The sequence below is a fragment of the Azospirillum sp. genome, from assembly GCF_050789165.1.
Genome location: NZ_JBOZRT010000093.1, coordinates 75,524 through 96,709, shown reverse-complemented (window position 1 = coordinate 96,709; position 21,186 = coordinate 75,524). Strand labels below are relative to the sequence as shown.

Genomic DNA, 21,186 nt, shown 5'->3' with positions numbered 1-21,186 from the left:
TGCGTCCGGTGAGGGACAAACCGCGGCGCCGGCGGCGCGGTTCCCGCGGCCCGGTGCGGGCGGAATGGGGGTAGCGCATGCCATCGGCCCGCCGGGCCTGTTTGCCATGCATGCCGAATGCGCCGCTCACCTGCACCTATCTGATCAAGCTCGGCGGGCGGGTGGTGAGGGTCTCCGTCACCTCCCAGCTGATCCGTCCCGTCGTCGTCCACTTCCGGGTCGAGCCGGTCGGGGAGGCCGACGCCTGCCGGCCCATCGTCGCGACGTGGAGCCAGGGCGCCTGGAACGTCTTCGAGGGCGCGGAGGGCACCGACCCGCGCCCCATCCTCGGGTTCGCGCTCGAACGGGGCTATCCGGTGTGTGCGCCCTGTCCGCGCGACCTGCCGGTGGTCAAGGGCTTCCTGACCCGACTGGCGCAGGCCTCCGCGCTGTGGCAGCGGTGACGGCCGACAGGAACCGTCACCGGCGGCCGGCGGCCAGACGTTCGCGGGCGGGCAGCGACAGCTCCGGCATCAGGGTGAGCACGGTGTCCTCGATCAGGTCGCCCATGCGGCGGCGTACGGCGCGGGCGGCGTCCATGCGGGCGCGCAGCTCGCCGACGTCCAGCGGCTCGCGCAGGGCCACCGCGCGGACGGCCGCCGATGCCTCGCGGGACTCCGCCTCCAGCGCGGCGAACCGGGCGCGCGTGGCGGAGAAGGCGGCGCGCAGCCGCACCGCGTCCGCCTCGGGCAGGTCGGGGGCGACGCGTTCGACCAGCCGGTCCGGCATCGGCCCGGACGGCGGCGGGCGGTGGTTCCACCAGCTGCTGGCCAGCATGGCGCCGAGGAACAGGTTGAGCCCCAGCGACGCCAGCACCAGCAGGCGGAAGGAGACGCGGGGCTGAGTCAGCGTGATCATCGCGGGCCTCCGTCGAACAGCGAGGGGACGTCCTCGGCCAGCAGCACGCCGTCGGACGGCGCCGGCCCGATGGTCAGCCCGCCGGCCAGCCAGCCGAGCGCCAGCAGGCCGGCGCACAGCGCGCCGGCGAGGCGCACCGGCATGTGGCCGAACAACAGGACCAGCAGCGTCTCACGCGGCGCCGCGCGGGCCTGCCGCGCCACGGCGGCGAGCAGCCGCCCGACGCGCTCGTCGCTGACCCGCGGCGGCTCGGCGAGCATCCCCTCGACGGCGCGCGTCGCCCGCCACGCCGCGGCGGCCTCCTCCGAGGCGGCGAGCAGCCGTTCGGCGGCGGTGCGCGCGGGCGGCGGCCAGCGGGTGAGGTCGCTGCCGTGCGCGTCCAGCAGGCTGAGGAAGTCGTCGTGGGTCATGGCGTCCTCCCGGCGGCGAGCGCCGTCCTCAGAGCCCGGCGGGCCCGGGCGAGCAGGGATTCGAAGGCGTCCTCGCCGACGCCCAGCACCTCGGCGGCCTGCCGCTGGCTGAGCCCTTCCTGGTGGAAGAGGACGACGGCGGCGCGCTGCCGCTCGGGCAGCTCCAGCAGCGCCTTGCCGACCTGGTCGGCGGTCTGGCGTTCGGCGATGAGGTCGACGGCGTCGGGGCGCTCGTCGGCCAGTTCGGCGGCGTCGTCCAGCGGCTGGAAGCCCGGCCGGCGCTTGCGGTCGATGGCGAGGTTGACGACGATCCGATACAGCCAGGTGGCGAAGCGGGCGCGCCCCGGCTCCCACCGGCCGGCGTGCTGCCAGACGCGCAGGAAGGCGTCCTGGGCGATCTCGTCGGCGTCCGAGGCGTTGCCGGTCAGCCGCTGCGCCAGCGCCACGGCGCGGCACATGTGGCGGGCGGCGAGGTCCTCGAACGCCGCCGCGTCGCCGGCCGCGACGCGGCCCATCAGCGCGTCGTCGCTGTCGGGGGTATGCGTCATCGGCGAACGCGCGGGCCAGACCGCATGCCATCCTCTCAGCGCTGCCAGCATAGGATGCCTCCGCCGACCATAAGCGCTTCCGGCGTGCGGCGCACGCGGCGCGTGGGAGCACCTTGCCCCCTCCCTAACCCTCCCCCGCTCCGCGGGCGAGGGGACTGCCGGCGCAACGGCGGAGTTCCCTCCACCGCCGAAGGCGGGGGAGGGTTAGGGAGGGGGCAAAAAGTCGCCATCGCGCTCACTCCGCCGCCAGCCGGTGCCGCGCGCCGCGGCGCTGCGCCAGCCGCTCCAGCGCCAGATAGACCACCGGCGTGGTGTAGAGCGTCAGGATCTGGCTGACGATCAGCCCGCCCATGATGGCGATGCCGAGCGGCCGGCGCAGCTCGCCGCCCGTTCCGTAGTCGAAGGCCAGCGGCACGGCGCCCAAGAGCGCCGCGAAGGTCGTCATCATGATCGGGCGGAAGCGCACCAGCGCCGCCTCGCGGATCGCCTCGAAGGGCGGCAGGCCGCGTTCGCGCTCGGCCTCCAGGGCGAAGTCGATCATCATGATGGCGTTCTTCTTGACGATGCCGATCAGCAGCACGATGCCGATCATCGCCACGATGGACAGGTCCTGCCCGGCCAGCACCAGCGCCAGCAGCGCGCCGAGCCCGGCCGAGGGCAGCGTCGACAGGATGGTCAGCGGGTGCAGCGTGCTCTCGTACAGCACGCCCAGCACGATGTAGACGGTGATCAGCGCCGCCAGGATCAGCAGGGGCTGCGACGAGAGCGAATCGCGGAACGCCTTGGCGTTGCCGGCGAAGCCGCCCCGAATGCTGGGCGGCATGCCGATCTCCTCCGCCGCCTTGCGCACCGCGACGGTGGCCTCGCCCAGCGAGACGCCGGGGGCGAGGTTGAAGGACAGGTTCGCCACCGGGAATTGCCCCTGGTGCTGGACGGAGAGCGGCGCCGACAGCGTCTCGAACCGCGCCAGCGCCGCCAGCGGCACCATGCGGCCGTCGCGCGCCTTGACGAACACCCGGTTCAACCCGTCCGGCCCCTGCTGCTGCGCCGGGTCCACCTCCAGCACCACGTGGTGCTGGTTCTGCATGGCGTACATGGTGGAGACCTGCCGCTGCCCGAAGGAGTCGTAGAGCGCCGCGTCCACGTCCTGCAACGCCACGCCCAGGCGCGAGGCAGCGTCACGGTCGATGGTGACCATGGAGCGCAGCCCGCCGTTCTGCTGGTCGTTGCCGACGTCGCGCAGCTCCGGCACGGTGCGCAGCTTGGCGACCAACCGCGGCGCCCAGGCGTTCAGCTCGGACAGGTCGGTGTCCTGGAGCGCGTAGATGTACTGCGACTGGCCGGTGCGCCCGCCGATGCGGATGTCCGACACCGGCTGCAGGAACAGCCGCACCCCCTGCACGTGCTGGGTCCGGCCGCGCAGGCGGTTGATCACGACGTCGATGGGCTCGCGCTCGGTCTGCGGCTTGAGCGTGACGAACAGCCGTCCGGTGCTGCCCGACATGCCGCCGCCGATGAAGGAGCCCACCCCCTCCACCGCCGGGTCGCCGGCCACCGCCTCCTGGATGGCGCGCTGGCGGGCCAGCATGGCCTGGAAGGAGATGTCCGGCGGCGCGTCGGTGGTCCCGAACAGCAGGCCCGTATCCTGCTGCGGGAAGAAGCCCTTGGGGATCGCGGTGTAGAGCCAGACGCTGGCCGCCACGGTGGCGAGGGTCGCCAGCAGCATCACCGCCCGGTGCAGCAGCACCCAGTCCAGTCCGGCGGCGTAGGCGCGGTGCACCGCGTTCCAGCCGCGCTCCAGCAGGCGGGATAACAGGCCGGGCGGCGCGCGCCCGGCCTCGGCGCGCAGCAGCGTCGCGCACATCATCGGCGTCAGCGTCAGCGACACGAAGGCCGACACGCCGATGGCGACCGACAGCGTCACCGCGAACTCGCGGAAATAGCGGCCGATGATGCCGCCCATGAACAGGATGGGGATGAACACCGCGACCAGCGACAGGCTGATCGACACCACGGTGAACGCCACCTGTCGGGCGCCCTTCACCGCGGCGGCCAGGGGGCGCATGCCCTCCTCGATGTGGCGGACCACGTTCTCGACCACGACGATGGCGTCGTCCACCACGAAGCCGACCGAGATGGTCAGCGCCATCAGCGACAGGTTGTCGAGGCTGTAGCCGCAGGCCCACATGGCGGCGAAGGTGCCGGCCAGTGACAGCGGCACCGCCGCGGCCGGGATCAGTGTCGCCGAGACGCGGCGCAGGAACAGGAACATCACCATCACCACCAGCGCGACGGTCAGCGCCAGGGTGAACTGCACGTCGCGGATCGAGGCGCGGATGGTCGGCGTGCGGTCGGTGCGCTCCGACACGTTGACGCCGGGCGGCAGCCAGCGCTCCAGCTGCGGCAGCTCGGCGTAGACGCGGTCGACCGTCTCCACCACGTTGGCGCCGGTCTGCTTCTGCACCTGCACCAGCACGGCGCGCTTGCCGTTGTACCAGGCGGCGACGCGGGCGTTCTCGGTGGCGTCGATGACCGAGGCGACCGCCGACAGGCGCACCACGGCACCGCCCTTCTCGGCGACGATCAGGTTGCGGTAGGCCTCGGCGCCGAACAGCTGGTCGTCGGCGCCGATCGCCCAGTTCTCCCGGTTCCCGTCGAAGCTGCCCTTGGGCGCGTTGGCGTTGGCCTGGGAGATGGCGGCGCGCACGTCCTCCAGGCTGAGGCCCATGGACGCCAGCGCCGCGGCGTTGGCGCGCACCCGCACGGCGGACTTCTCCGCGCCGCTGATGCTGACCTGGGAGACGCCCTCGATCTGCGACAGGCGCTGGCCGATGACCGTGTCGGCGAGGTTGAAGACGTCGCCCGGCGCCAGCGTGTCGGAGGTCACCGCCAGCACCAGCACCGGCGCGTCGGCCGGGTTGACCCGGCGCATGCGCGGCGGGTTGGGCAGGTCCTTCGGCAGGTCGCCGCCGGCCGCGTTGATGGCCGCCTGCACGTCGCGCGACGCCGCCTCGATGTCGCGGCCGAGGTCGAACTGGACGACGACGGAGGTGGAGCCCAGCGTGCTGTTCGAGGTGATCTCCGTCACGTCGGCGATGCGAGCCAGCCGGCGCTCCAGGGGTGTCGCGACGGTGGAGGCCATGATCTCCGGGCTGGCGCCGGGCAGCGACGCGGAGACGACGATGGTCGGGAACTCCACCTGCGGCAGCGAGGCGACCGGCAGGAACCGGTAGGCGACGATCCCCAGCAGCAGCACCCCCACCATCAGGAGCGAGGTGCCGACCGGGCGATGGATGAAGGGGGTGGAGAGGCCCATGGCGCTACTCCGCCGCCGACGTCTTTTCCCTCTCCCCTCCGGGGAGAGGGGCAGGGTGAGGGGGTTCACGGGGGACCGGGAGCGGACGCGATGCCAGAGCCCCCTCGCCCAACCCTCTCCCCAGGGGGGAGAGGGCTTTACGCCCGCCCTTCAGCCACGCGCCCAGGCGGTCCATGTACAGGTAGACCACCGGCGTGGTGTAGAGCGTCAGGACCTGGCTCAGCAGCAGCCCGCCGACGATGGCGATGCCGAGCGGCCGGCGCAGCTCCGACCCCGTGCCATGCTCCAGCGCCAGCGGCAGCGCGCCCAGCAGTGCCGCGAAGGTCGTCATCATGATCGGCCGGAAGCGCAGCAGCGACGCCTCGTAGATCGAGCGCTCCGGGGGCAGGCCGCGCTCGCGCTCGGCCTCCAGGGCGAAGTCGATCATCATGATGGCGTTCTTCTTGACGATGCCGATCAGCAGCACGATGCCGACCAGCGCGATCAGCGACAGGTCGTTGCCGGTCGCCATCAGCGCCAGCAGCGCGCCGATGCCGGCCGACGGCAGCGTGGACAGGATGGTGATCGGGTGGATGGTGCTCTCGTACAGGATGCCCAGCACGATGTAGACGGCGACCACCGCGGCGAGGATCAGCCAGGGCTGGCTGGCGAGCGAGGAGCGGAACTCCGCCGCCGTGCCGGTGAAGGTGGCCGAGACGGTGTCGGGGAAGCCGATCTCCGCCTGCGCCTCCTGGATCGCCTGCACCGCGTGGCCCAGCGAGGCGCCGGCCGCCACGTTGAAGGACAGCGTCACCGACGGGAACTGCCCCTGGTGGGTGATGACCAGCGGCGCCGTGGTGCGCTCCACCGCCACCAGGGCGTTCAGCGGCACCGCTTGGCCCGTCTGCGACTTCACGTAGATCTTGGACAGCGAGTCCGGGTCCATCTGGAAGCCCGGCTCGACCTCCAAGATGACGCGGTACTGGTTGGTCTGCGTGTAGATGGTGGAGACCTGCCGCTGGCCGAAGGCGTCGTACAGCGTGTCGTCGATGGCCTGCGGCAGCACGCGCAGGCGGGACGCCGCGTCGCGGTCGATGCGCAGGAAGACCTGCAGGCCGTCGGGCTGCTGGTCGCTCGCCACGTCGGCCAGCTCCGGCCGGGCGCGCAGGGCGGTGAGCAGGCGCGGCGCCCAGGCGGCCAGCTCCTGCGGGTCGGGGTCCTGGAGGACGTACTGGAACTGGGTGCGGCTGACGCGGGCGTCGGTCTGCACGTCCTGCACCGCCTGCATGAACAGCGACACGCCCTCGAGGTTCGCCGTGGCGGCGCGCAGGCGGGCGACGATCTCCTCGGCGGACGCCGCGCGCTGGTCGCGGGGCTTCAGCGCGATGGTCAGGCGGCCGGTGTTGTTGGTGGCGTTCACCGTGCCGGCGCCGACGAAGCTCGCCACCCCCGCCACGTCCGGGTCGCGGCTCACGATCTCCGCCACCGCGCGCTGCTTCTCGCCCATGGCGCGGAAGGAGATCGACGGGGCGGCGTCGGTGACGCCGATGATGACGCCGGTGTCCTGCTGCGGCAGGAAGCCCTTGGGCACCACGTCGTAGAGGTACAGCGTGCCGCCCAGCGTCAGGATGGCAACCAGCAGCGTCGCCGGCTGGTGGCGCAGCACGAAGCGCAGGGAGGCGGCGTAGCCGGCCAGCGCCGCGTCGAAGGCCCGTTCGGTCCAGCGGAACAGGCGGCCTTCCTCACCGGTCTCGCGCTTCAGCAGGCGCGCGCACATCATCGGCGTCAGGGTCAGCGACACGATGGCCGAGACCACCACGGCGATGGACAGCGTGATGGCGAACTCGCGGAACAGCCGGCCGACCACGCCACCCATGAACAGCAGCGGGATGAACACCGCGATCAGCGACACCGTCAGCGACACCACGGTGAAGCCGATCTGCCGCGCGCCCTTCAGCGCCGCATCGAGCGGCCGGTCGCCCTCCTCGATGTAGCGGACGATGTTCTCGATCATCACGATGGCGTCGTCGACGACGAAGCCCGAGGCGATGGTCAGCGCCATCAGCGACAGGTTGTCGAGGCTGAAGCCGCACAGCGCCATGACGCCGAAGGTGCCGATCAGCGACAGCGGCAGCGCCGCCGCCGGGATCACCGTCGCCCACGCCTTGCGGAGGAACAGGAAGATGGTCAGCACCACCAGCGCCGCGGTCAGAACCAGCGTGAACTGCACGTCGCGCACCGAGGCGCGGATGGTGTCGGTGCGGTCGGTCAGCACCGACACGCGGATCTGCGGCGGGATGGCGACTTGGAGCTGGGGGAGCAGCTCCTTGATGCGGTCGACCGTCTCGATGATGTTGGCGCCGGGCTGTCGCTGGATGTTCAGCAGCACCGCCGGCGTGCCGTCGTGCCACGCGGCGAGGCGCGTGTTCTCCACCGAATCCACCACCGCGCCGATGTCCTGCAACCGCACCGGCGCGCCGTTGCGGTAGGCGACGATGATCGGCCGGTAGGAGGCGGCGGACGCCATCTGGTCGTTGGCGCCGATGGAGAAGGCCTGCCGCGGGCCGTCGAAGCTGCCCTTGGGCGCGTTGACGTTGGCCTGGGTGATGGTGGTGCGCACGTCCTCCATGGTCAGGCCGAGGCCGGCGACGGCGGCCGGGTTGACCTGCACGCGCACCGCCGGCCGCAGCCCGCCCTCGATGCCGACGTAGCCGACGCCGTCGACCTGGCTGAGCTTCTGCGCCAGCAGCGTGTCGGCGGCGTCCGACACCACCTCCAGCGGCAGGCTGTCGGAGCTGAGCGCCAGCACCATCACCGGCGTGTCGGCCGGGTTGACCTTGGAGTAGGTGGGCGGGTTGGGCAGCCCCTTGGGCAGGCCGCCGGCCGCGGCGCTGATCGCCGACTGCACGTCCTGCGCCGCCGCGTCGATGTTGCGGCTGAGGCTGAACTGCAGCGCGATGGTCGACACCCCGAAGGAGCTGGTGGAGATCATCGAACTGAGCCCGGCGATCTGCCCCAGCTGCCGCTCCAGCGGCGCGGTGACCGACGAGGCGATGACGTCCGGGCTGGCGCCCGGCAGCTGCGTCGTCACCTGCACGGTCGGGAAGTCCACCGTGGGCAGCGAGGACACCGGCAGCATCCGGTACCCCAGCAGGCCCAGCAGCACCACCGCCACCATCAGCAGCGCGGTGGCGACCGGGCGCAGGATGAACGGGGCGGAGATGTTCATGGCTGCGGCGCCGGTTCGTGGGTCTGGCCGCGGTTCGGGCGGCCGTTGCCGCCGCCTTCGCCCCGCTCGCGGCGCCGCTCGCGCGGCTGCTCGCCGGCCGCCGCGGGCGGCGGGGCGTTGCCCGCCGCGGCCTCCGACGCCGCCACCCGGGCGCCGGGCTGCAGGCGGTACTGGCCGTCCACCACCACGCGCTCGCCGGGGCTCAGCCCCTCGTCGACCAGGGCGCGGGTGTCCTCGCTGCGCGCCACCTTGACGGGGCGCTGCTCGACCGTCTGGTCCTCCTTGATGACGTAGGCGTAGGTGCCCTGCGGGCCGCGCTGGACCACCGAGGCCGGCACCACCGTGCCCCCCTTGCGCACCGCCGCCAGCAGGCGGACGTTGACGAACTGCCCCGGCCAGAGCCGTTGCGGCTCGTTGGGGAAGACCGCCTTGAGGCGCACCGTGCCGGTGCCGGTGTCGATCTGGTTGTCGACCACGGCGAGCGTTCCTTCACCCAGCGGCGCCCGCCCGGCGCGGTCGAGCGCCACCACCTTGACGACTCCCGCCGCCTGGGCGTCGAGCACCTGGGGCAGAGCCTGCTCCGGCAGGGTGAACAGCACCGAGATCGGCTGCACCTGGGTGATGGTGGCCAGCCCGTTCTGGTCGGACGCGCGGACGATGTTGCCCTGGTCGACGCCGCGGATGCCGATCCGCCCGCCGATGGGCGCGGTGATGGTGGTGTAGCCCAGCTGCACCTTGACCGTCTCGATGGCCGCGTCGTCGGAGCGGACCAGCGCCTCGAACTGCGCCACCTGGGCCCGCTGGGTGTCCACCGTCTGCTTGGAGGCGTACTCGCGCAGGTTCAGGTTGCGCTCCAGGTCGCGCCGGGCGTTGGCGAGCTGCGCCTCGTCCTGCGCCTTCTTGGCCTCGGCCTGGGCGAGCTGGGCCTGGAGCGGGCGCGGGTCGATGCGCGCCAGCACGTCGCCGGCCTGGACCGTCTGCCCCTCGGCGAAGGCGACCTGCTGCAGCTCGCCGTCCACGCGGACGCGCACGGTGACGCTGTTGAATGCCTGCACGGTGCCGATGCCGTCCAGCCAGATCGGCACGTCCTCGCGCCCGACGGTGCCGGCCACCACCGGCACCGGCCCTCCGAAGGCCCGCCGCCCGGCCGCGGCCGGGCCGCTCTGCGGCTGCGCCAGCCGATCCTGCACGGCGTAGCCGACCCCTGCGACGACGAGGGCGACGGTGAGCCCGGCGACGGCCGGTTTCCAACGGATGATCATGGGGCGGGCGGCGGCGGATGGTTGTGGTCTCTCCCTTGTACGGGCCGCCCGTCCGGATCCGTCGCGGGTATCGCGGGGAGGGGACTACGCCGGCGTCCCCTTCCGTGCGGCCCGCCGCTTGGGGCCAGGGGTTTCCGCGTCGAACAGCTTGCCCTGCGCGTTCCGGATGTGGGCCTGCATGGCCGCGCGCGCCGCCCGGGCGTTGCGGCCCTTCAGCGCGTCCAGGATAGCCCGATGGTCGGCGCACATGCTGCGGGCGATGGTGTTCCCGGAATACTGCTCCTCGAACTTGCTGTAATGCGGCGACCGCCGCTTCTTCCACAGCAGGTCGGTGATCTCGACGAACACCGGGTTTCCGGTCATCGCGCCGATCAATTCATGAAAGCGCCGGTCGTGGTCGTGGAAGGCCGTCCTGTCGCCCAGGGTGCCCTCCATCTCCGCGACCAGCCGGGCGAGGTCGGCCAGCTGAGCGTCGGTGGCCTTCCGCGCCGCCAGCGCGGCGATCTCGCCCTCGATGGCCTCCCTGGCTTCCATCAGGTCCGCGACGCCGACGCCCTCGTCGTTCGGGACCGCCTCCTGGTCGGGAAGCTTACGGGAGACGTACACCCCATGCCCGGTCCGGATCTCCACCCATCCGTTGATCTCCAGTGCGATCAGCGCCTCGCGCACCGACGACCGGCTGACCCCCAGCTGCTTCGCCAGGTCGCGTTCCCCGGGCAGCAGCTGGCCCGCCGCGAAGTGCCCGTCGCGGATGTACTGGATCAGCACGTTCGAGATCTGCCGGTACAGGCGCTCGACCTTGATCGTCGGCAGGTCCATGGGTCGCTACTCCGGAGGGGTGGTGGGGGGTGCGGTGCGCATAGGAATGCGTCCGCCACCGGGCAAGATCAAGGCGTTCGGAGCCGTGCGGGCGAGAAACATTCCGCTTGCCAGGGCCGCCCGCACGGGCGTAGCGTCGGCCCACTGGTCAGGCCAGTAGACCTCCAGTCCACCAAGCCGTGCGGGGCCGGCGCTCCCGCGTTCGGGCGTTTCCTTTGAGGGCAGATCATGAAGATGACGTTCCGGTGGTACGGCGACAGCGACCCGGTGCCGCTCAGCCACATCCGTCAGATCCCGGGCATGCACGGCATCGTCTCCGCCGTCTACGACGTGCCGGTCGGGGAGCCGTGGCCGGTCGCCACCATCCAGGCGCTCAAGGACAAGGTGGAGGCGCACGGCCTGACGCTGGACGTGATCGAGAGCGTGCCGGTCCACGAGGACATCAAGCTCGGCAAGCCGTCGCGCGACCGCCTGATCGACAACTACTGCACCACGCTGCGTAACCTCGCCCGGTGCGGCATCCAGGTGGTCTGCTACAACTTCATGCCGGTGTTCGACTGGACGCGCACCGCGCTCGACATGCGCCTGCCGGACGGATCGACGACCCTGTCCTTCGACGTCGAGACCGTCGATCGGATCGACGTCAGCCAGGGCATTTCGCTGCCGGGATGGGACGCCAGCTACCGTCCGGAGGAGCTTCGGGCACTGCTCGCCGAATACGCGGCGGTCGATGAAGAGGCCCTGTGGCAGAACCTCGAACACTTCCTGAAGCGCGTCATCCCGGTCGCCGCCGAGGCCGGTATCCGCATGGCCATCCACCCGGACGATCCGCCCCGCCCGATCTTCGGCCTGCCGCGCATCGTGAAGAACCGCGACGACCTCGCGCGGCTGCTTGCCATCGTCGATGACCCGGCCAACGGGTTGACGCTGTGCTCGGGCTCGCTGGGGGCGTCCTGCAAGAACGACATCCCCGCCATGGTGCGGGAGTTCGCCGGCCGCAAGCGGATCCACTTCGCGCACCTGCGCAACGTCAAGGTCACCGAGGCCGGCGACTTCCACGAGACCAGCCACCGCTCGGCGGACGGCTCGCTCGACATGGCCGAGATCGTGAAGGCCTATTACGAGGCCGGCTTCGACGGTTACGTCCGTCCCGACCACGGCCGCATGATCTGGGGCGAGACCGGCAAGCCCGGCTACGGCCTCTACGACCGCGCGCTCGGGGCCGTCTACCTGAACGGCCTGTGGGAAGGCATCGCCAAGGCCGAGAGCCAGGGGTGAGCCGCTTCATGGCAAGGCGGAGTCCGCCCTAGAAGGGGTGCGGCCCGTCCCAAGGACCGATGGACGCGGTGTGGCTGACCAGCCCGGTGTCCTCGTGCCAGAGGTGCAGTTGGAATCCCGGCGGCTCCATGATGAAGCAGGCCGGCCCGCCCGCGCTGAGGTCGAGCGCGACCTGATGCGCGGTGGACGGCGCCGTCGACGCCAGCGTGCCGGCCCAGCGCCGCTGGATCGGGCGGTGCATGTGGCCGCACAGCGCGCGCTCCACCTGCGGGTGGCGGCGCACCACGGCGGCGAACGCGTCCATGCCCTCGAAGCCGAAGCTGTCCATGTGGCCGATGCCGGTGCGGAACGGCGGATGGTGCAGGAACAGCACCGTCGGCCGCTCCGGCTGCTCCGACAGCGTGGCGTCCAGCCACGCCAGCCGCTCGGCGCACATTGCCCCGCCGACGGCGCCGGGCACGGTGGTGTCCAGGCCGATCAGCCGCACCGGCCAGTCCTCCACCGCGTACTGCACGAAGGCGCCGCCGCGCGGCAGGAAGGGCACGTCGGGGAAGGACGCGGCCAACGCGCCGCGTTCGTCGTGGTTGCCGGGAACCGGCAGCACGGGGGCCTTCAGCGGCTGCAGGATCTCGCGCAGCAGCCCGTACTCCTCCGGCCGGCCGGCGTCCACCAGGTCGCCGGTCAGCAGCACCACGTCGGGCGGCGTGCTCAGCGCGTTCACCGCCGCCACCGCCCCGGCGAGGAGCGACGCGGTGTCGACGCGGCGGCAGAGCAGGCGGCCCGGCCCCTTGATGTGCGGGTCGGTGAGCTGGGCGATGAGCATCGGCGTTCCTCCGGCAGGCGCTTTCCGCAGGCTGCGGCGGATCGCGGCGGCGCGGAAGCCCCCAATTGGCCGGCCGTGCCGCGATGTGCGTTTTCGCACAGGCATCGGCGCCGTCCGGGGGCATGGTCCGTCCCGCCGCTTCCCGGAGTGACCCTGATGTCCCTGCTCGATGATCTGGTGGTGCAGACCGCCGTCTTTCCCCTGCTGGCCGGCCTGGTCGGCGTCGGGCTGCTGCGCTTCGCCGCCGGGCCGGCGCGCGGCCGGCGGTTGGCCGCCGCGGGCGTGGCGTTGGCGTTCCTCGCCGCCTACGCGCTGATCGTCGGCGTGCCGGCGCTGCCGCCGCCGTCCAGCATGGGCCGCCTGTTCTGGAGCGCGGTGGCCGGCGTGGTTCTCGGCGTCGCCGCCGATCTGGCGGGGTTGGAGCCGAAGCGCGGCTCGCTGCTGGTCGGCGTGTGGCTGACGGCGGCGCTCGCCTGGGTCGCCTACCCGGTGCTGCCGGGCGGCCTGCCGACCGTCACCGCCGCCGTGGTGCTGGTGGCTGCCGCGTGGTTCGCGCTGTCGCGCACCGCCTCCCATGGAGTCGCCGGTGCGGCGACGCCGGGCGTGGTGTTGCTGGCGGCGGCGCTGGGCGTCGGCGGCGTGGCGCTGGTCGGCGCCTCGGCCTCGGTGGCGCAGCTCGCCTTCGCCTTGGCGGCGGCCACCGGCGGGCTGCTGCTGTGGAACTGGCCGGTCGAGCACCATGGCTGGGGCACCGCGGGTCAGGCCGCGCTCGGCATCCTGGTGCTGCTGGCCGCCGCGCTCACCTTCTTCTCCTCGGCTCCGGCGGAGGCCCTGGTCGCCGTCCTGCCGGCCTTCTTCGCCGACCGGCTGCGCGACCGCCTGCCGCTGCCCGAGACGGCCTTCGGCCGCGCCGCCGGCACCGTCGCCCTCACCGTCATCGCCGTCGTGCCCGCCGTGGCGGCCGTCGGCATCGCCCTTCTGCTCTCCGTCGGCACCGAAGCGTCCGGCTACTAACCCTCCATCCTCCTAGGAAAGACCATCATGAAGACCGTTCTGTTCGCCGCCGCTCTCCTGGCCTCCGTCACCGCCACCGCGCAGGCCGCGCCGGTCGCCTACAAGCTCGACCCCTCGCACATGAGCGTGGCGTTCATCGTCAACCACCTCGGCTTTTCCAACGTGATCGGCCGCTTCAACACCGCTGCGGGCGAGGTCTCCTTCGACAAGGACGCGGTGCAGAACAGCGCGCTGAAGGTGACCATCGACGCCGCCAGCGTCGACACCGCGCACGCCAAGCGCGACGAGCACCTGCGCTCGCCGGACTTCTTCAACGCCAAGGAGTTCCCGCAGATCACCTTCAAGAGCACGAAGATCGAGAAGACCGGCGACAGGACCGGCAAGCTGCACGGCGACCTGACCATGCTGGGCACCACCAAGCCGGTGATCCTCGACGTCACCTTCAACAAAGAAGGCGTCAGCCCGGCCAGCAAGCTGGAGACCGTCGGCTTCTCCGCCCGCGGCACGGTGAAGCGCACCGACTTCGGCATGAAGTACGGCGCGCCGAACATTGGCGACGAGATCCAGCTGCTGATCGAGGCCGAGGCGGTCAAGTCGTAAGGCTGGACCGTTCCACAGACGGGGGCGGTGCGCATGCGCCGCCCTTTCGCCTGACTCATCCATCCTCCATCGCCCGCCGCACCCGCTCCTCGAGCGCCGCAGGGTCGTGCAGCGCCAGCGCGCCGCGCCGCTTCTCCAGCAATCCCTCCTTTTCCAGCGCCGAGAGCACCCGCGACACCGCCTCGCGCCGGGTGCCGACCCGTCCCGCCAGATCGGCGTGCGGCGGAGGTGGGGAGACCACCGCGCCGCGCCCGTCCGGCCGCGCCAGCCGCAGCAGTTCGGCGTAGATGCGGTGCTTCACGTCCAGCGTGTTGAACTCGTTCACCCGGCCGGCCAGCTTGCGGATCTCGCCGGTCAGCAGGCGCAGCACCTGGTCGCAGACGTCCGGGTGGCGGTGGATGCACTCGCGGAACAGCGAGGCCGGCATGCGCGCCACCGTGGCGCCGGTCACCGCGACGATCCCGGCGGAACGCGCCTTGCCGTCGATGGCCGCCATCTCGCCGAAGAACTCCCCCGCGGGGATGTCGCGCAGGATCACCTCGCGCCCCGACACGGCGCGGATCGTCACCCGCACCAGCCCGGCCAGCACGAAGAACACGTCGGTGCCCTCGTCCTCGTGGTCGATGATCCACTGCCCGGCCTCGACCCGCCGCCACAGGCAGCGCGCCGACAGCGCGGCCAGCTCCGCTGGGTCCAGCGAGCGGAACAGCGGGAACCCCGCCAGGGTATCGGTCGGCCGAGACATGCATCCCCGTCATTGGAAAGCCGGCGGATGATCCCATAAGATCGCCGCCCGCACCACCACACGCCCCCGGCATGACCCCGCGCCCCATCGAACGCCCGTTGCGCCTGTTCACCGGGCTGCTGCTGTTCACCTTCGCCACCAGCCATTTCCTGGCGCACGCCACGGGACTGCTGCTTCTGCCCGCGATGGAGACGGCGCGCACCGTGCTGCTGTGGCCGTGGCGGACGCTGCCGGGGGAAGCGCTGCTGGTCGCCTCGGTGCTGACGCATGGCGGGTTGGGGTTGTGGGCGCTGTACCGGCGGCGCCACCTGCGCATGCCGGCGACCGAGGCGTGGCAGCTCGGCCTCGGCCTGTGCATCCCGATCCTGCTGATCTCGCACGGCATGGCCGGCCTGTTCTCCGACGAGATCACCGGCACGCAGCTCACCTACACCCGGGCGCTCTACCTGTACTGGATGGTGTCGCCCGACCTGATGTTGCCGCGGCAGATCGTGCTCTTGCTGATCCTCTGGCTGCACGGCTGCATCGGCGTGCGTGGCTGGCTGCTGGTGAAGCCCTGGTACCGCCGCTGGGCGCCGGTGCTGGGGGCGCTGGCGCTGAGCCTGCCGCTGCTGGCGCTGGCCGGGATCTTCAACGGCGCCTGGGACGTCGAGCGGCGCGTCGGCGCCGAGCCCGCGGTCGCTGCCGTCGCCAACCCGCCGGCCAATCCGGAGGACGCCGCCGGCCGCGCCGCCCTGGCCCAGCTGAGCGGCTGGCTGGTCGACGGCTACGTGCTGCTGCTGGTCGGCACCATCGGCCTGCGGCAGCTGCGCAACTGGCACGCCAAGCGGTCCAACCCGGTGCGGGTGACCTATCCGGGCGGGCGCGTGGTGGTGGTGCCGCGCGGCACCTCGGTGCTGGAAGCGAGCCGCGCCGCCGGCATCCCGCACATGGCGCTGTGCGGCGGGCGCGGGCGCTGCTCGACCTGCCGGGTGCGGGTGTCGGGTGGGGTAGGGGCGCTGCCGGCGCCCAACCCGACCGAGGCCGCGGTGCTGGAGCGGATGGCGGCGCCGCCGTCGGTGCGGCTGGCCTGCCAGCTGCGCCCCACGTCCGACCTGACGGTGGCGCCGCTGCTCACCCCGCGCGACGGCGCCGCGGTGCCGGTGGCGATCGAGGAGGGGCCGGCGACGGGCCGCGAACTGCCGATCACCGCACTGTTCATCGACCTGCGCGGCTCGACCTCGCTGGCGGCGGCGCGGCTGCCGTACGACGCGCTGTTCATCGTCGGGCGCTACCTGCAGGTGGTGGGGGAGGTGGTGCGGCGGCACGGCGGCTACGTCACTGCCATCGCCGGCGACGGCGTCATGGGCATGTTCGCCGACGAGGCCGACCCCGGCGCCTCCGCCGCCAGCGCGCTGCGCGCCGCCGAGGCCCTGTGGCGGGAGATCGGCGATCTCAGCCGGGAGCTGGCCGAGGAGCTGGAGGCGCCGCTGGGCTTCGGCATCGGCATCCACACCGGGGTGGCGGTGGTGGGGCCGACCGGCTGCGGCACCTCGGGCTCGATCCAGTTCATCGGCGACCCAGGCAACGTCGCCGCGCGACTGGAGGAGCTGACCAAGGATTTCGGCGCCACGGTGATCCTGTCGGACAAGGTGGCGGTGCTGGCCGGCTGCCGCGCCCCCGACCGGCTGGACCGCCGCGAGGTGGCGATCCGCGGCCGGGAGGGCACATTGGCGGTGCGGCTGGTGCACCGCCGGGAGGATCTGATGGGCGCGCTGGAGGGGGGCTGACGCCCCTCACTCCGCCGTGCTCACTCCGCCGGGTGCGCCGCGGCGTGGGCGGGAGCCTCCGCCCGCTTGCCCGCGCCGGCCAGATGGCGCAGCAGCACGTAGAACACCGGCGTCAGCACCAGCCCGAACAGCGTCACGCCGATCATGCCGGAGAACACCGCCACACCCATGGCGTGCCGCATCTCCGCGCCCGCTCCGGTCGAGGTGACCAGCGGCACCACGCCCATGATGAAGGCGATGGAGGTCATCAGGATCGGCCGCAGGCGCAGCCGGCTGGCCTCGATCGCCGCCTGCACGGCGGTGCGGCCCTGATGCTCCAGCTCGCGGGCGAACTCGACGATCAGGATGGCGTTCTTCGCCGACAGACCGACCAGCACCATGAAGCCGATCTGCGTGAAGATGTTGTTGTCGCCCCCGGTCAGCCACACCCCGGTCAGCGCCGACAGCACGCTCATCGGCACGATCAGCAGGATGGCCAGCGGCAGCGTCAGGCTCTCGTACTGCGCCGCCAGCACCAGGAAGACCAGCAGCACGCTGATCGGGAACACCCACAGCCCGGCGTTGCCGACCAGGATCTTCTGGTAGGTGAGGTCGGTCCACTCCAGCTTCACGCCGCGCGGCAGCACCTCGGCCGCGATGCGCTCGGCCGCCGCCTCGGCCTGCCCCGAGGAGTAGCCGGGCGCCGGCCCGCCGTTGACGTCGGCGGCGGTGAAGCCGTTGTAGCGCACAACCATCTCCGGCCCGTAGCTGGGGTGCACGGTGACCAGCGACGACAGCGGCACCATCGTCCCCTGGGCGTTGCGGGTCTTCAGCAGGCCGATGTCGTCGGCGTGCGCGCGGAACGGCGCGTCGGCCTGCACCCGCACCTGGTAGACGCGGCCGAAGGCGTTGAAGTCGTTGACGTACAGCGAGCCGAGATAGATCTGCATGGTGTCGAACACGTCGCCGACGTTGACGCCCAGCTGCTTGGCCTTCACCCGGTCGAGGTCGACGTCGAGCTGCGGCACGTTGATCTGGTAGGCGGAGAAGGTCGGTCCCAGTTCCGGCGTCTGCGCCGCGCGCTTGACGAAGGCGGTCACCGCCTCGCTCAGCGCCTCGTAGCCGAGGTTGCCACGGTCCTCCAGCTGCATCTTGAAGCCGCCGAGCTGGCCCAGGCCCATCACCGGCGGCGGCGGGAAGATGGCGACGAACGCCTCCTTCAGGCCGGCGTAGCGTTTCTGCAGGTCCATGGCGATGGCACCGGCCGACAGGGACGGGTCCTTGCGCTCGGCGAACGGCTTCAGGGTGACGAAGACGATGCCGGCGCTGGAGCTGTTGGTGAAGCCGTTGACCGACAGGCCCGGGAAGGCCACCGCGCTCTGCACGCCGGGGCGCTGGAGCGCGATGTCGGTCATCTCGCGGATCACCGCCTCGGTGCGGTCGAGGGACGCGCCGGTCGGCAGCTGCGCGAAGCTGATCAGGTACTCCTTGTCCTGCATGGGCACGAAGCCCGAGGGCACCGTGCGGCCGAGGATCACCGTGGCACCGATCAGCAGCGCGTAGACCGCCAGGATGGCGCCCTTGTGCCGCACCACGCCGCCGACGCCGCGCCCGTAGCCGTCGCTGGAGCGCTGGAACACCCGGTTGAACACCCGGAAGAAGCCGCCGAACACGCGGTTCATGGCGCGGGTCAGCCAGTCCTGCGGCTGCTCGTGGCCGCGCAGCAGCACCGCCGACAGCGCCGGCGACAGGGTCAGCGAGTTGAAGGCTGAGATGACGGTGGAGATCGCGATGGTCATCGCGAACTGCTTGTAGAATTCGCCGCTCAGGCCGGTCATGGCGGCCAGCGGCACGAAGACGGCGACCAGCGTCAGCGCGATGGCGATGATCGGGCCGCTGACCTCCTGCATGGCGCGGATGGTGGCGTCGCGCGCCGACAGGCCGGAGGCGATGTTGCGCTCGACGTTCTCGACCACGACGATGGCGTCGTCCACCACGATGCCGATGGCCAGCACCATGCCGAACAAGGAGAGCGCGTTGATCGAGAAGCCGAAGGCCAGCATCAGCGAGAAGGTGCCGACGATGGAGATCGGCACCGCCAGCAGCGGGATGATCGAGGCGCGCCAGGTCTGAAGGAAGACGATCACCACCAGCACCACCAGCGCCACCGCTTCCAGCAGCGTGTGCACCACCGCCTCGATGGAGGAGCGGACGAACTGCGTCGGGTCGTAGACGATGGAGTAGTCGACCCCGTCCGGCATGTCGGCCTTCAGCTCCGCCATCACCTTGCGCACCTCGTCGGAGATGGCGAGCGCGTTGGCGTCCGGCGTCTGGTTGATGCCGAGCGCCACCGCCGGCTTGTTGTCGAGGAGCGAGCGCAGCCCGTACTGCGCCGCCGCTAGCTCCACCCGCGCCACGTCGCGCAGGCGGGTGACGCCGCCGTCGGCGCCGGTCTTCAGCACGATGTCGCCGAACTCCTCGGCGGTCTTCAGCCGTCCGCGGGCGTTGATCGACAATTGCAGGGGCACGTCGGGCAGGCTGGGCGAGGCGCCGATGACGCCGGCCGCCACCTGGACGTTCTGCTCGCGGATGGCGTTCACCACGTCGGTGGCGGTCAGCCCGCGCTGCGCCACTTTGCCGGGGTCGAGCCAGACGCGCATGGCGTAGTCGCCGGCCCCCCACACCTGCACCTCGCCGACGCCGGCGATGCGGGTCAGCCGGTCGCGGACGTTCAGCAGCGCGTAGTTGCGCAGGTACGTCATGTCGTAGCGGTCGCTGGGCGACAGCAGGTGCACGACCATGGTGAGGGTGGGGGAGCTCTTCACCGTGGTGACGCCCAGGCGCTGCACGTCGGAGGGAAGCCGCGGCATGGCCTGCGCCACGCGGTTCTGCACGAGCTGCTGCGCCTTGTCGGGGTCGGTGCCCAGGCGGAAGGTGACGGTCAGCGCCATGTTGCCGTCGCTGTTCGCTTGCGACTGCATGTACAGCATGTTCTCGACGCCGTTGATCTGCTCCTCCAGCGGGGAGGCGACGGTTTCGGCGATGACCTTGGGGTTGGCGCCGGGGAACTGCGCGCGCACCACGACGGACGGCGGCACGACCTCCGGGTATTCGGAGATCGGCAGGCGGAACAGCGCGATCGCCCCCGCCAGGAACAGCGCCACCGACAGCACGCCGGCGAAGATCGGCCGGTCGATGAAGAACTTGGAGATGTTCATGTGGGGTCTCCGTAGGGATGCCCCCTCCCTAGCCCTCCCCCGCTCGCGCGGTGGAGGGAACTCCGCTGCCGCGGCGGCAGCCCCCTCTCCCGCGAAGCGGGGGAGGGATGGGGAGGGGGCACTTTGTTGCTTTTACCGCGCCGCCGTCTGGGTCTTTTCCTCGCCCATGGCGACCATCTTCGGCGTGACCGGCATGCCCGGCCGGGCGCGCTGGATGCCGTTGACCACCACGCGCTCGCCGGCCGACAGGCCCGCCGTCACCACGCGCAGCCCGTTCTGCAGCGCGCCGAGCTTCACCGGCCGGTACTCGACCGTGTTCTCCGGCGTCACCACCAGGACGAACTTCTTGTCCTGGTCGGTGCCGATGGCGCGGTCATCAACTAGCAGCGCGTCGTAGGGCGCGGTGCCGCCCACCTTCACCCGGGCGTACAGGCCGGGCACCAGCAGGCCGTCGGGGTTGTCGAACTTGGCGCGCACGCGGATGGTGCCGGACACGCTGTCCAGGCGGTTGTCCACGTGCTCCACCGTGCCTTCGCGGGGCGTGCCGTCCTCGTTGGCGAGGCCGAGGCGGACCGGGATCGCGCCGGAATCCTTCACCGGGGCGATGTGGCGCAGGTAGGTCTGCTCGTCCACGTCGAAGGAGGCGTAGATCGGCGACACCGAGACCAGCGTCGTCAGCGGCTCCGCCGCGGCGCCGGCGGCGACCACGTTGCCGACGGTCCGCTCCGCCCGCGACACCCGGCCGGACACCGGGGCGGTGACCTGGGTGTAGCCGAGGTTGAGGCGGGCCAGCTCCAGCGCCGCCTGCGCCGCCTTCAGGTTGGCGGCGGCCTCGCGGGCGGCGTTGTCCTTCTGGTCCATGGTGCTGCGCGAGATGGTGTCGTCGCGCACCAGCTTCTGCGCGCGGTCGAGGTCGGACGCCGTGAAGCGCACGCGCGCCTGCGCCGCGGCGACCTGCGCCTCGGCGCGCGCCACCTCCGCCTCGTAGGGGCGCGGGTCGATGGTGAACAGCACGTCTCCCTGCTTCACCAGGGCGCCGTTGCGGAAGTGCACGGCGACGATGGTGCCGGGAACCTGCGGGCGGACGTCGACGCGGTCCACCGCCTCCAGCCGGCCGGAGTAGGACTGCCAGTCCACCACCGGGCGGGCGAGCACGCCGGCGACGTCCACCTCGGCCGGGGGAGGCGCGGGAGCGGCGGTTTGGGCTTCGGCCGGGCTGCGCAGGGTGGCGACGCCGGCGACGGCGGCCACCGACACGCCGGCCGCGAGGAGAAGGGCATACGTCTTGCGGGGCATGGCT

At 71.8% G+C, this 21,186-nt stretch carries 16 protein-coding genes; 5 read left to right on the top strand and 11 right to left on the bottom strand.

Annotated elements, in window-relative coordinates; genetic code table 11:
- The first annotated feature begins 110 nt into the window (after window positions 1-110).
- Window positions 111-443, top strand: coding sequence for a hypothetical protein (locus tag ACRWK7_RS20500; protein ID WP_431858131.1), 333 nt, complete (start codon window positions 111-113; stop codon window positions 441-443).
- Between the two features lie 16 nt (window positions 444-459).
- Here the strand turns inward: ACRWK7_RS20500 and ACRWK7_RS20495 are convergent, their stop codons facing one another.
- The 7 genes from ACRWK7_RS20495 to ACRWK7_RS20465 all read right to left on the bottom strand — a co-directional run bounded on the left by ACRWK7_RS20495 (window position 460) and on the right by ACRWK7_RS20465 (window position 10,460).
- Complete coding sequence (locus tag ACRWK7_RS20495) at window positions 460-897, bottom strand: periplasmic heavy metal sensor (RefSeq protein WP_431858130.1); 438 nt, start codon at window positions 895-897, stop codon at window positions 460-462.
- Window positions 894-1,307, bottom strand: coding sequence for a hypothetical protein (locus ACRWK7_RS20490; protein ID WP_431858129.1), 414 nt, complete (start codon window positions 1,305-1,307; stop codon window positions 894-896). Before ACRWK7_RS20490 ends, ACRWK7_RS20495 begins: the two co-directional genes overlap by 4 nt.
- On the bottom strand, window positions 1,304-1,855 hold the full coding sequence (locus tag ACRWK7_RS20485; RefSeq protein WP_431858128.1) for an RNA polymerase sigma factor: 552 nt from the start codon (window positions 1,853-1,855) through the stop codon (window positions 1,304-1,306). The genes ACRWK7_RS20490 and ACRWK7_RS20485 overlap by 4 nt, the downstream gene beginning before the upstream one ends.
- 235 nt (window positions 1,856-2,090) lie before the next feature.
- Complete coding sequence (locus tag ACRWK7_RS20480) at window positions 2,091-5,171, bottom strand: multidrug efflux RND transporter permease subunit (RefSeq protein ID WP_431858127.1); 3,081 nt, start codon at window positions 5,169-5,171, stop codon at window positions 2,091-2,093.
- Window positions 5,172-5,175: 4 nt separating this feature from the next.
- Window positions 5,176-8,379 (bottom strand): multidrug efflux RND transporter permease subunit, encoded by a 3,204-nt coding sequence (locus tag ACRWK7_RS20475; protein WP_431858126.1) that lies wholly within the window; start codon window positions 8,377-8,379, stop codon window positions 5,176-5,178.
- Window positions 8,376-9,641, bottom strand: coding sequence for an efflux RND transporter periplasmic adaptor subunit (locus tag ACRWK7_RS20470; RefSeq protein ID WP_431858125.1), 1,266 nt, complete (start codon window positions 9,639-9,641; stop codon window positions 8,376-8,378). Before ACRWK7_RS20470 ends, ACRWK7_RS20475 begins: the two co-directional genes overlap by 4 nt.
- Before the next feature lie 84 nt (window positions 9,642-9,725).
- Window positions 9,726-10,460 (bottom strand): FadR/GntR family transcriptional regulator, encoded by a 735-nt coding sequence (locus tag ACRWK7_RS20465; RefSeq protein WP_431858124.1) that lies wholly within the window; start codon window positions 10,458-10,460, stop codon window positions 9,726-9,728.
- Window positions 10,461-10,688: 228 nt separating this feature from the next.
- Here ACRWK7_RS20465 and uxuA point away from each other — a divergent pair, with 228 nt between their 5' ends.
- Complete coding sequence (gene uxuA / locus ACRWK7_RS20460) at window positions 10,689-11,738, top strand: mannonate dehydratase (RefSeq protein WP_431858123.1); 1,050 nt, start codon at window positions 10,689-10,691, stop codon at window positions 11,736-11,738.
- A 28-nt stretch (window positions 11,739-11,766) separates the two neighbouring features.
- Here the strand turns inward: uxuA and ACRWK7_RS20455 are convergent, their stop codons facing one another.
- The gene (locus ACRWK7_RS20455; protein WP_431858122.1) at window positions 11,767-12,561 is read right to left on the bottom strand and encodes a phosphodiesterase; all 795 of its coding nucleotides are present in this window, start codon (window positions 12,559-12,561) and stop codon (window positions 11,767-11,769) included.
- Between the two features lie 156 nt (window positions 12,562-12,717).
- Here ACRWK7_RS20455 and ACRWK7_RS20450 point away from each other — a divergent pair, with 156 nt between their 5' ends.
- Both ACRWK7_RS20450 and ACRWK7_RS20445 read left to right on the top strand, forming a co-directional pair.
- Window positions 12,718-13,575, top strand: a complete 858-nt coding sequence (locus ACRWK7_RS20450) for a hypothetical protein (protein WP_431858121.1) — start codon at window positions 12,718-12,720, stop codon at window positions 13,573-13,575.
- A 27-nt stretch (window positions 13,576-13,602) separates the two neighbouring features.
- Window positions 13,603-14,175 carry a YceI family protein gene (locus ACRWK7_RS20445; RefSeq protein WP_431858120.1) on the top strand — a complete coding sequence of 191 codons (573 nt, stop codon included), beginning with the start codon at window positions 13,603-13,605 and terminating at the stop codon, window positions 14,173-14,175.
- A gap of 55 nt (window positions 14,176-14,230) precedes the next feature.
- On the opposite strand, the gene ACRWK7_RS20440 is transcribed toward ACRWK7_RS20445, so the two are convergent.
- The gene (locus ACRWK7_RS20440) at window positions 14,231-14,920 is read right to left on the bottom strand and encodes a Crp/Fnr family transcriptional regulator (protein ID WP_431858119.1); all 690 of its coding nucleotides are present in this window, start codon (window positions 14,918-14,920) and stop codon (window positions 14,231-14,233) included.
- A gap of 71 nt (window positions 14,921-14,991) precedes the next feature.
- Here ACRWK7_RS20440 and ACRWK7_RS20435 point away from each other — a divergent pair, with 71 nt between their 5' ends.
- Window positions 14,992-16,689, top strand: a complete 1,698-nt coding sequence (locus ACRWK7_RS20435) for an adenylate/guanylate cyclase domain-containing protein (RefSeq protein WP_431858118.1) — start codon at window positions 14,992-14,994, stop codon at window positions 16,687-16,689.
- Between the two features lie 20 nt (window positions 16,690-16,709).
- Here the strand turns inward: ACRWK7_RS20435 and ACRWK7_RS20430 are convergent, their stop codons facing one another.
- Entirely contained in the window at window positions 16,710-19,886 is a 3,177-nt protein-coding gene (locus ACRWK7_RS20430; RefSeq protein WP_431858117.1) for an efflux RND transporter permease subunit, read from the bottom strand.
- Between the two features lie 132 nt (window positions 19,887-20,018).
- Window positions 20,019-21,182 (bottom strand): efflux RND transporter periplasmic adaptor subunit, encoded by a 1,164-nt coding sequence (locus ACRWK7_RS20425; protein ID WP_431858116.1) that lies wholly within the window; start codon window positions 21,180-21,182, stop codon window positions 20,019-20,021.
- Window positions 21,183-21,186 lie beyond the last annotated feature (4 nt).

Coding starts and splice junctions, on each gene's coding strand:
- ACRWK7_RS20500 (WP_431858131.1), top strand. CDS start 111: ATGCCGAATGCGCCGCTCACCTGCACCTATCTGATCAAGCTCGGCGGG.
- ACRWK7_RS20495 (WP_431858130.1), bottom strand. CDS start 897: ATGATCACGCTGACTCAGCCCCGCGTCTCCTTCCGCCTGCTGGTGCTG.
- ACRWK7_RS20490 (WP_431858129.1), bottom strand. CDS start 1,307: ATGACCCACGACGACTTCCTCAGCCTGCTGGACGCGCACGGCAGCGAC.
- ACRWK7_RS20485 (WP_431858128.1), bottom strand. CDS start 1,855: ATGACGCATACCCCCGACAGCGACGACGCGCTGATGGGCCGCGTCGCG.
- ACRWK7_RS20480 (WP_431858127.1), bottom strand. CDS start 5,171: ATGGGCCTCTCCACCCCCTTCATCCATCGCCCGGTCGGCACCTCGCTC.
- ACRWK7_RS20475 (WP_431858126.1), bottom strand. CDS start 8,379: ATGAACATCTCCGCCCCGTTCATCCTGCGCCCGGTCGCCACCGCGCTG.
- ACRWK7_RS20470 (WP_431858125.1), bottom strand. CDS start 9,641: ATGATCATCCGTTGGAAACCGGCCGTCGCCGGGCTCACCGTCGCCCTC.
- ACRWK7_RS20465 (WP_431858124.1), bottom strand. CDS start 10,460: ATGGACCTGCCGACGATCAAGGTCGAGCGCCTGTACCGGCAGATCTCG.
- uxuA (WP_431858123.1), top strand. CDS start 10,689: ATGAAGATGACGTTCCGGTGGTACGGCGACAGCGACCCGGTGCCGCTC.
- ACRWK7_RS20455 (WP_431858122.1), bottom strand. CDS start 12,561: ATGCTCATCGCCCAGCTCACCGACCCGCACATCAAGGGGCCGGGCCGC.
- ACRWK7_RS20450 (WP_431858121.1), top strand. CDS start 12,718: ATGTCCCTGCTCGATGATCTGGTGGTGCAGACCGCCGTCTTTCCCCTG.
- ACRWK7_RS20445 (WP_431858120.1), top strand. CDS start 13,603: ATGAAGACCGTTCTGTTCGCCGCCGCTCTCCTGGCCTCCGTCACCGCC.
- ACRWK7_RS20440 (WP_431858119.1), bottom strand. CDS start 14,920: ATGTCTCGGCCGACCGATACCCTGGCGGGGTTCCCGCTGTTCCGCTCG.
- ACRWK7_RS20435 (WP_431858118.1), top strand. CDS start 14,992: ATGACCCCGCGCCCCATCGAACGCCCGTTGCGCCTGTTCACCGGGCTG.
- ACRWK7_RS20430 (WP_431858117.1), bottom strand. CDS start 19,886: ATGAACATCTCCAAGTTCTTCATCGACCGGCCGATCTTCGCCGGCGTG.
- ACRWK7_RS20425 (WP_431858116.1), bottom strand. CDS start 21,182: ATGCCCCGCAAGACGTATGCCCTTCTCCTCGCGGCCGGCGTGTCGGTG.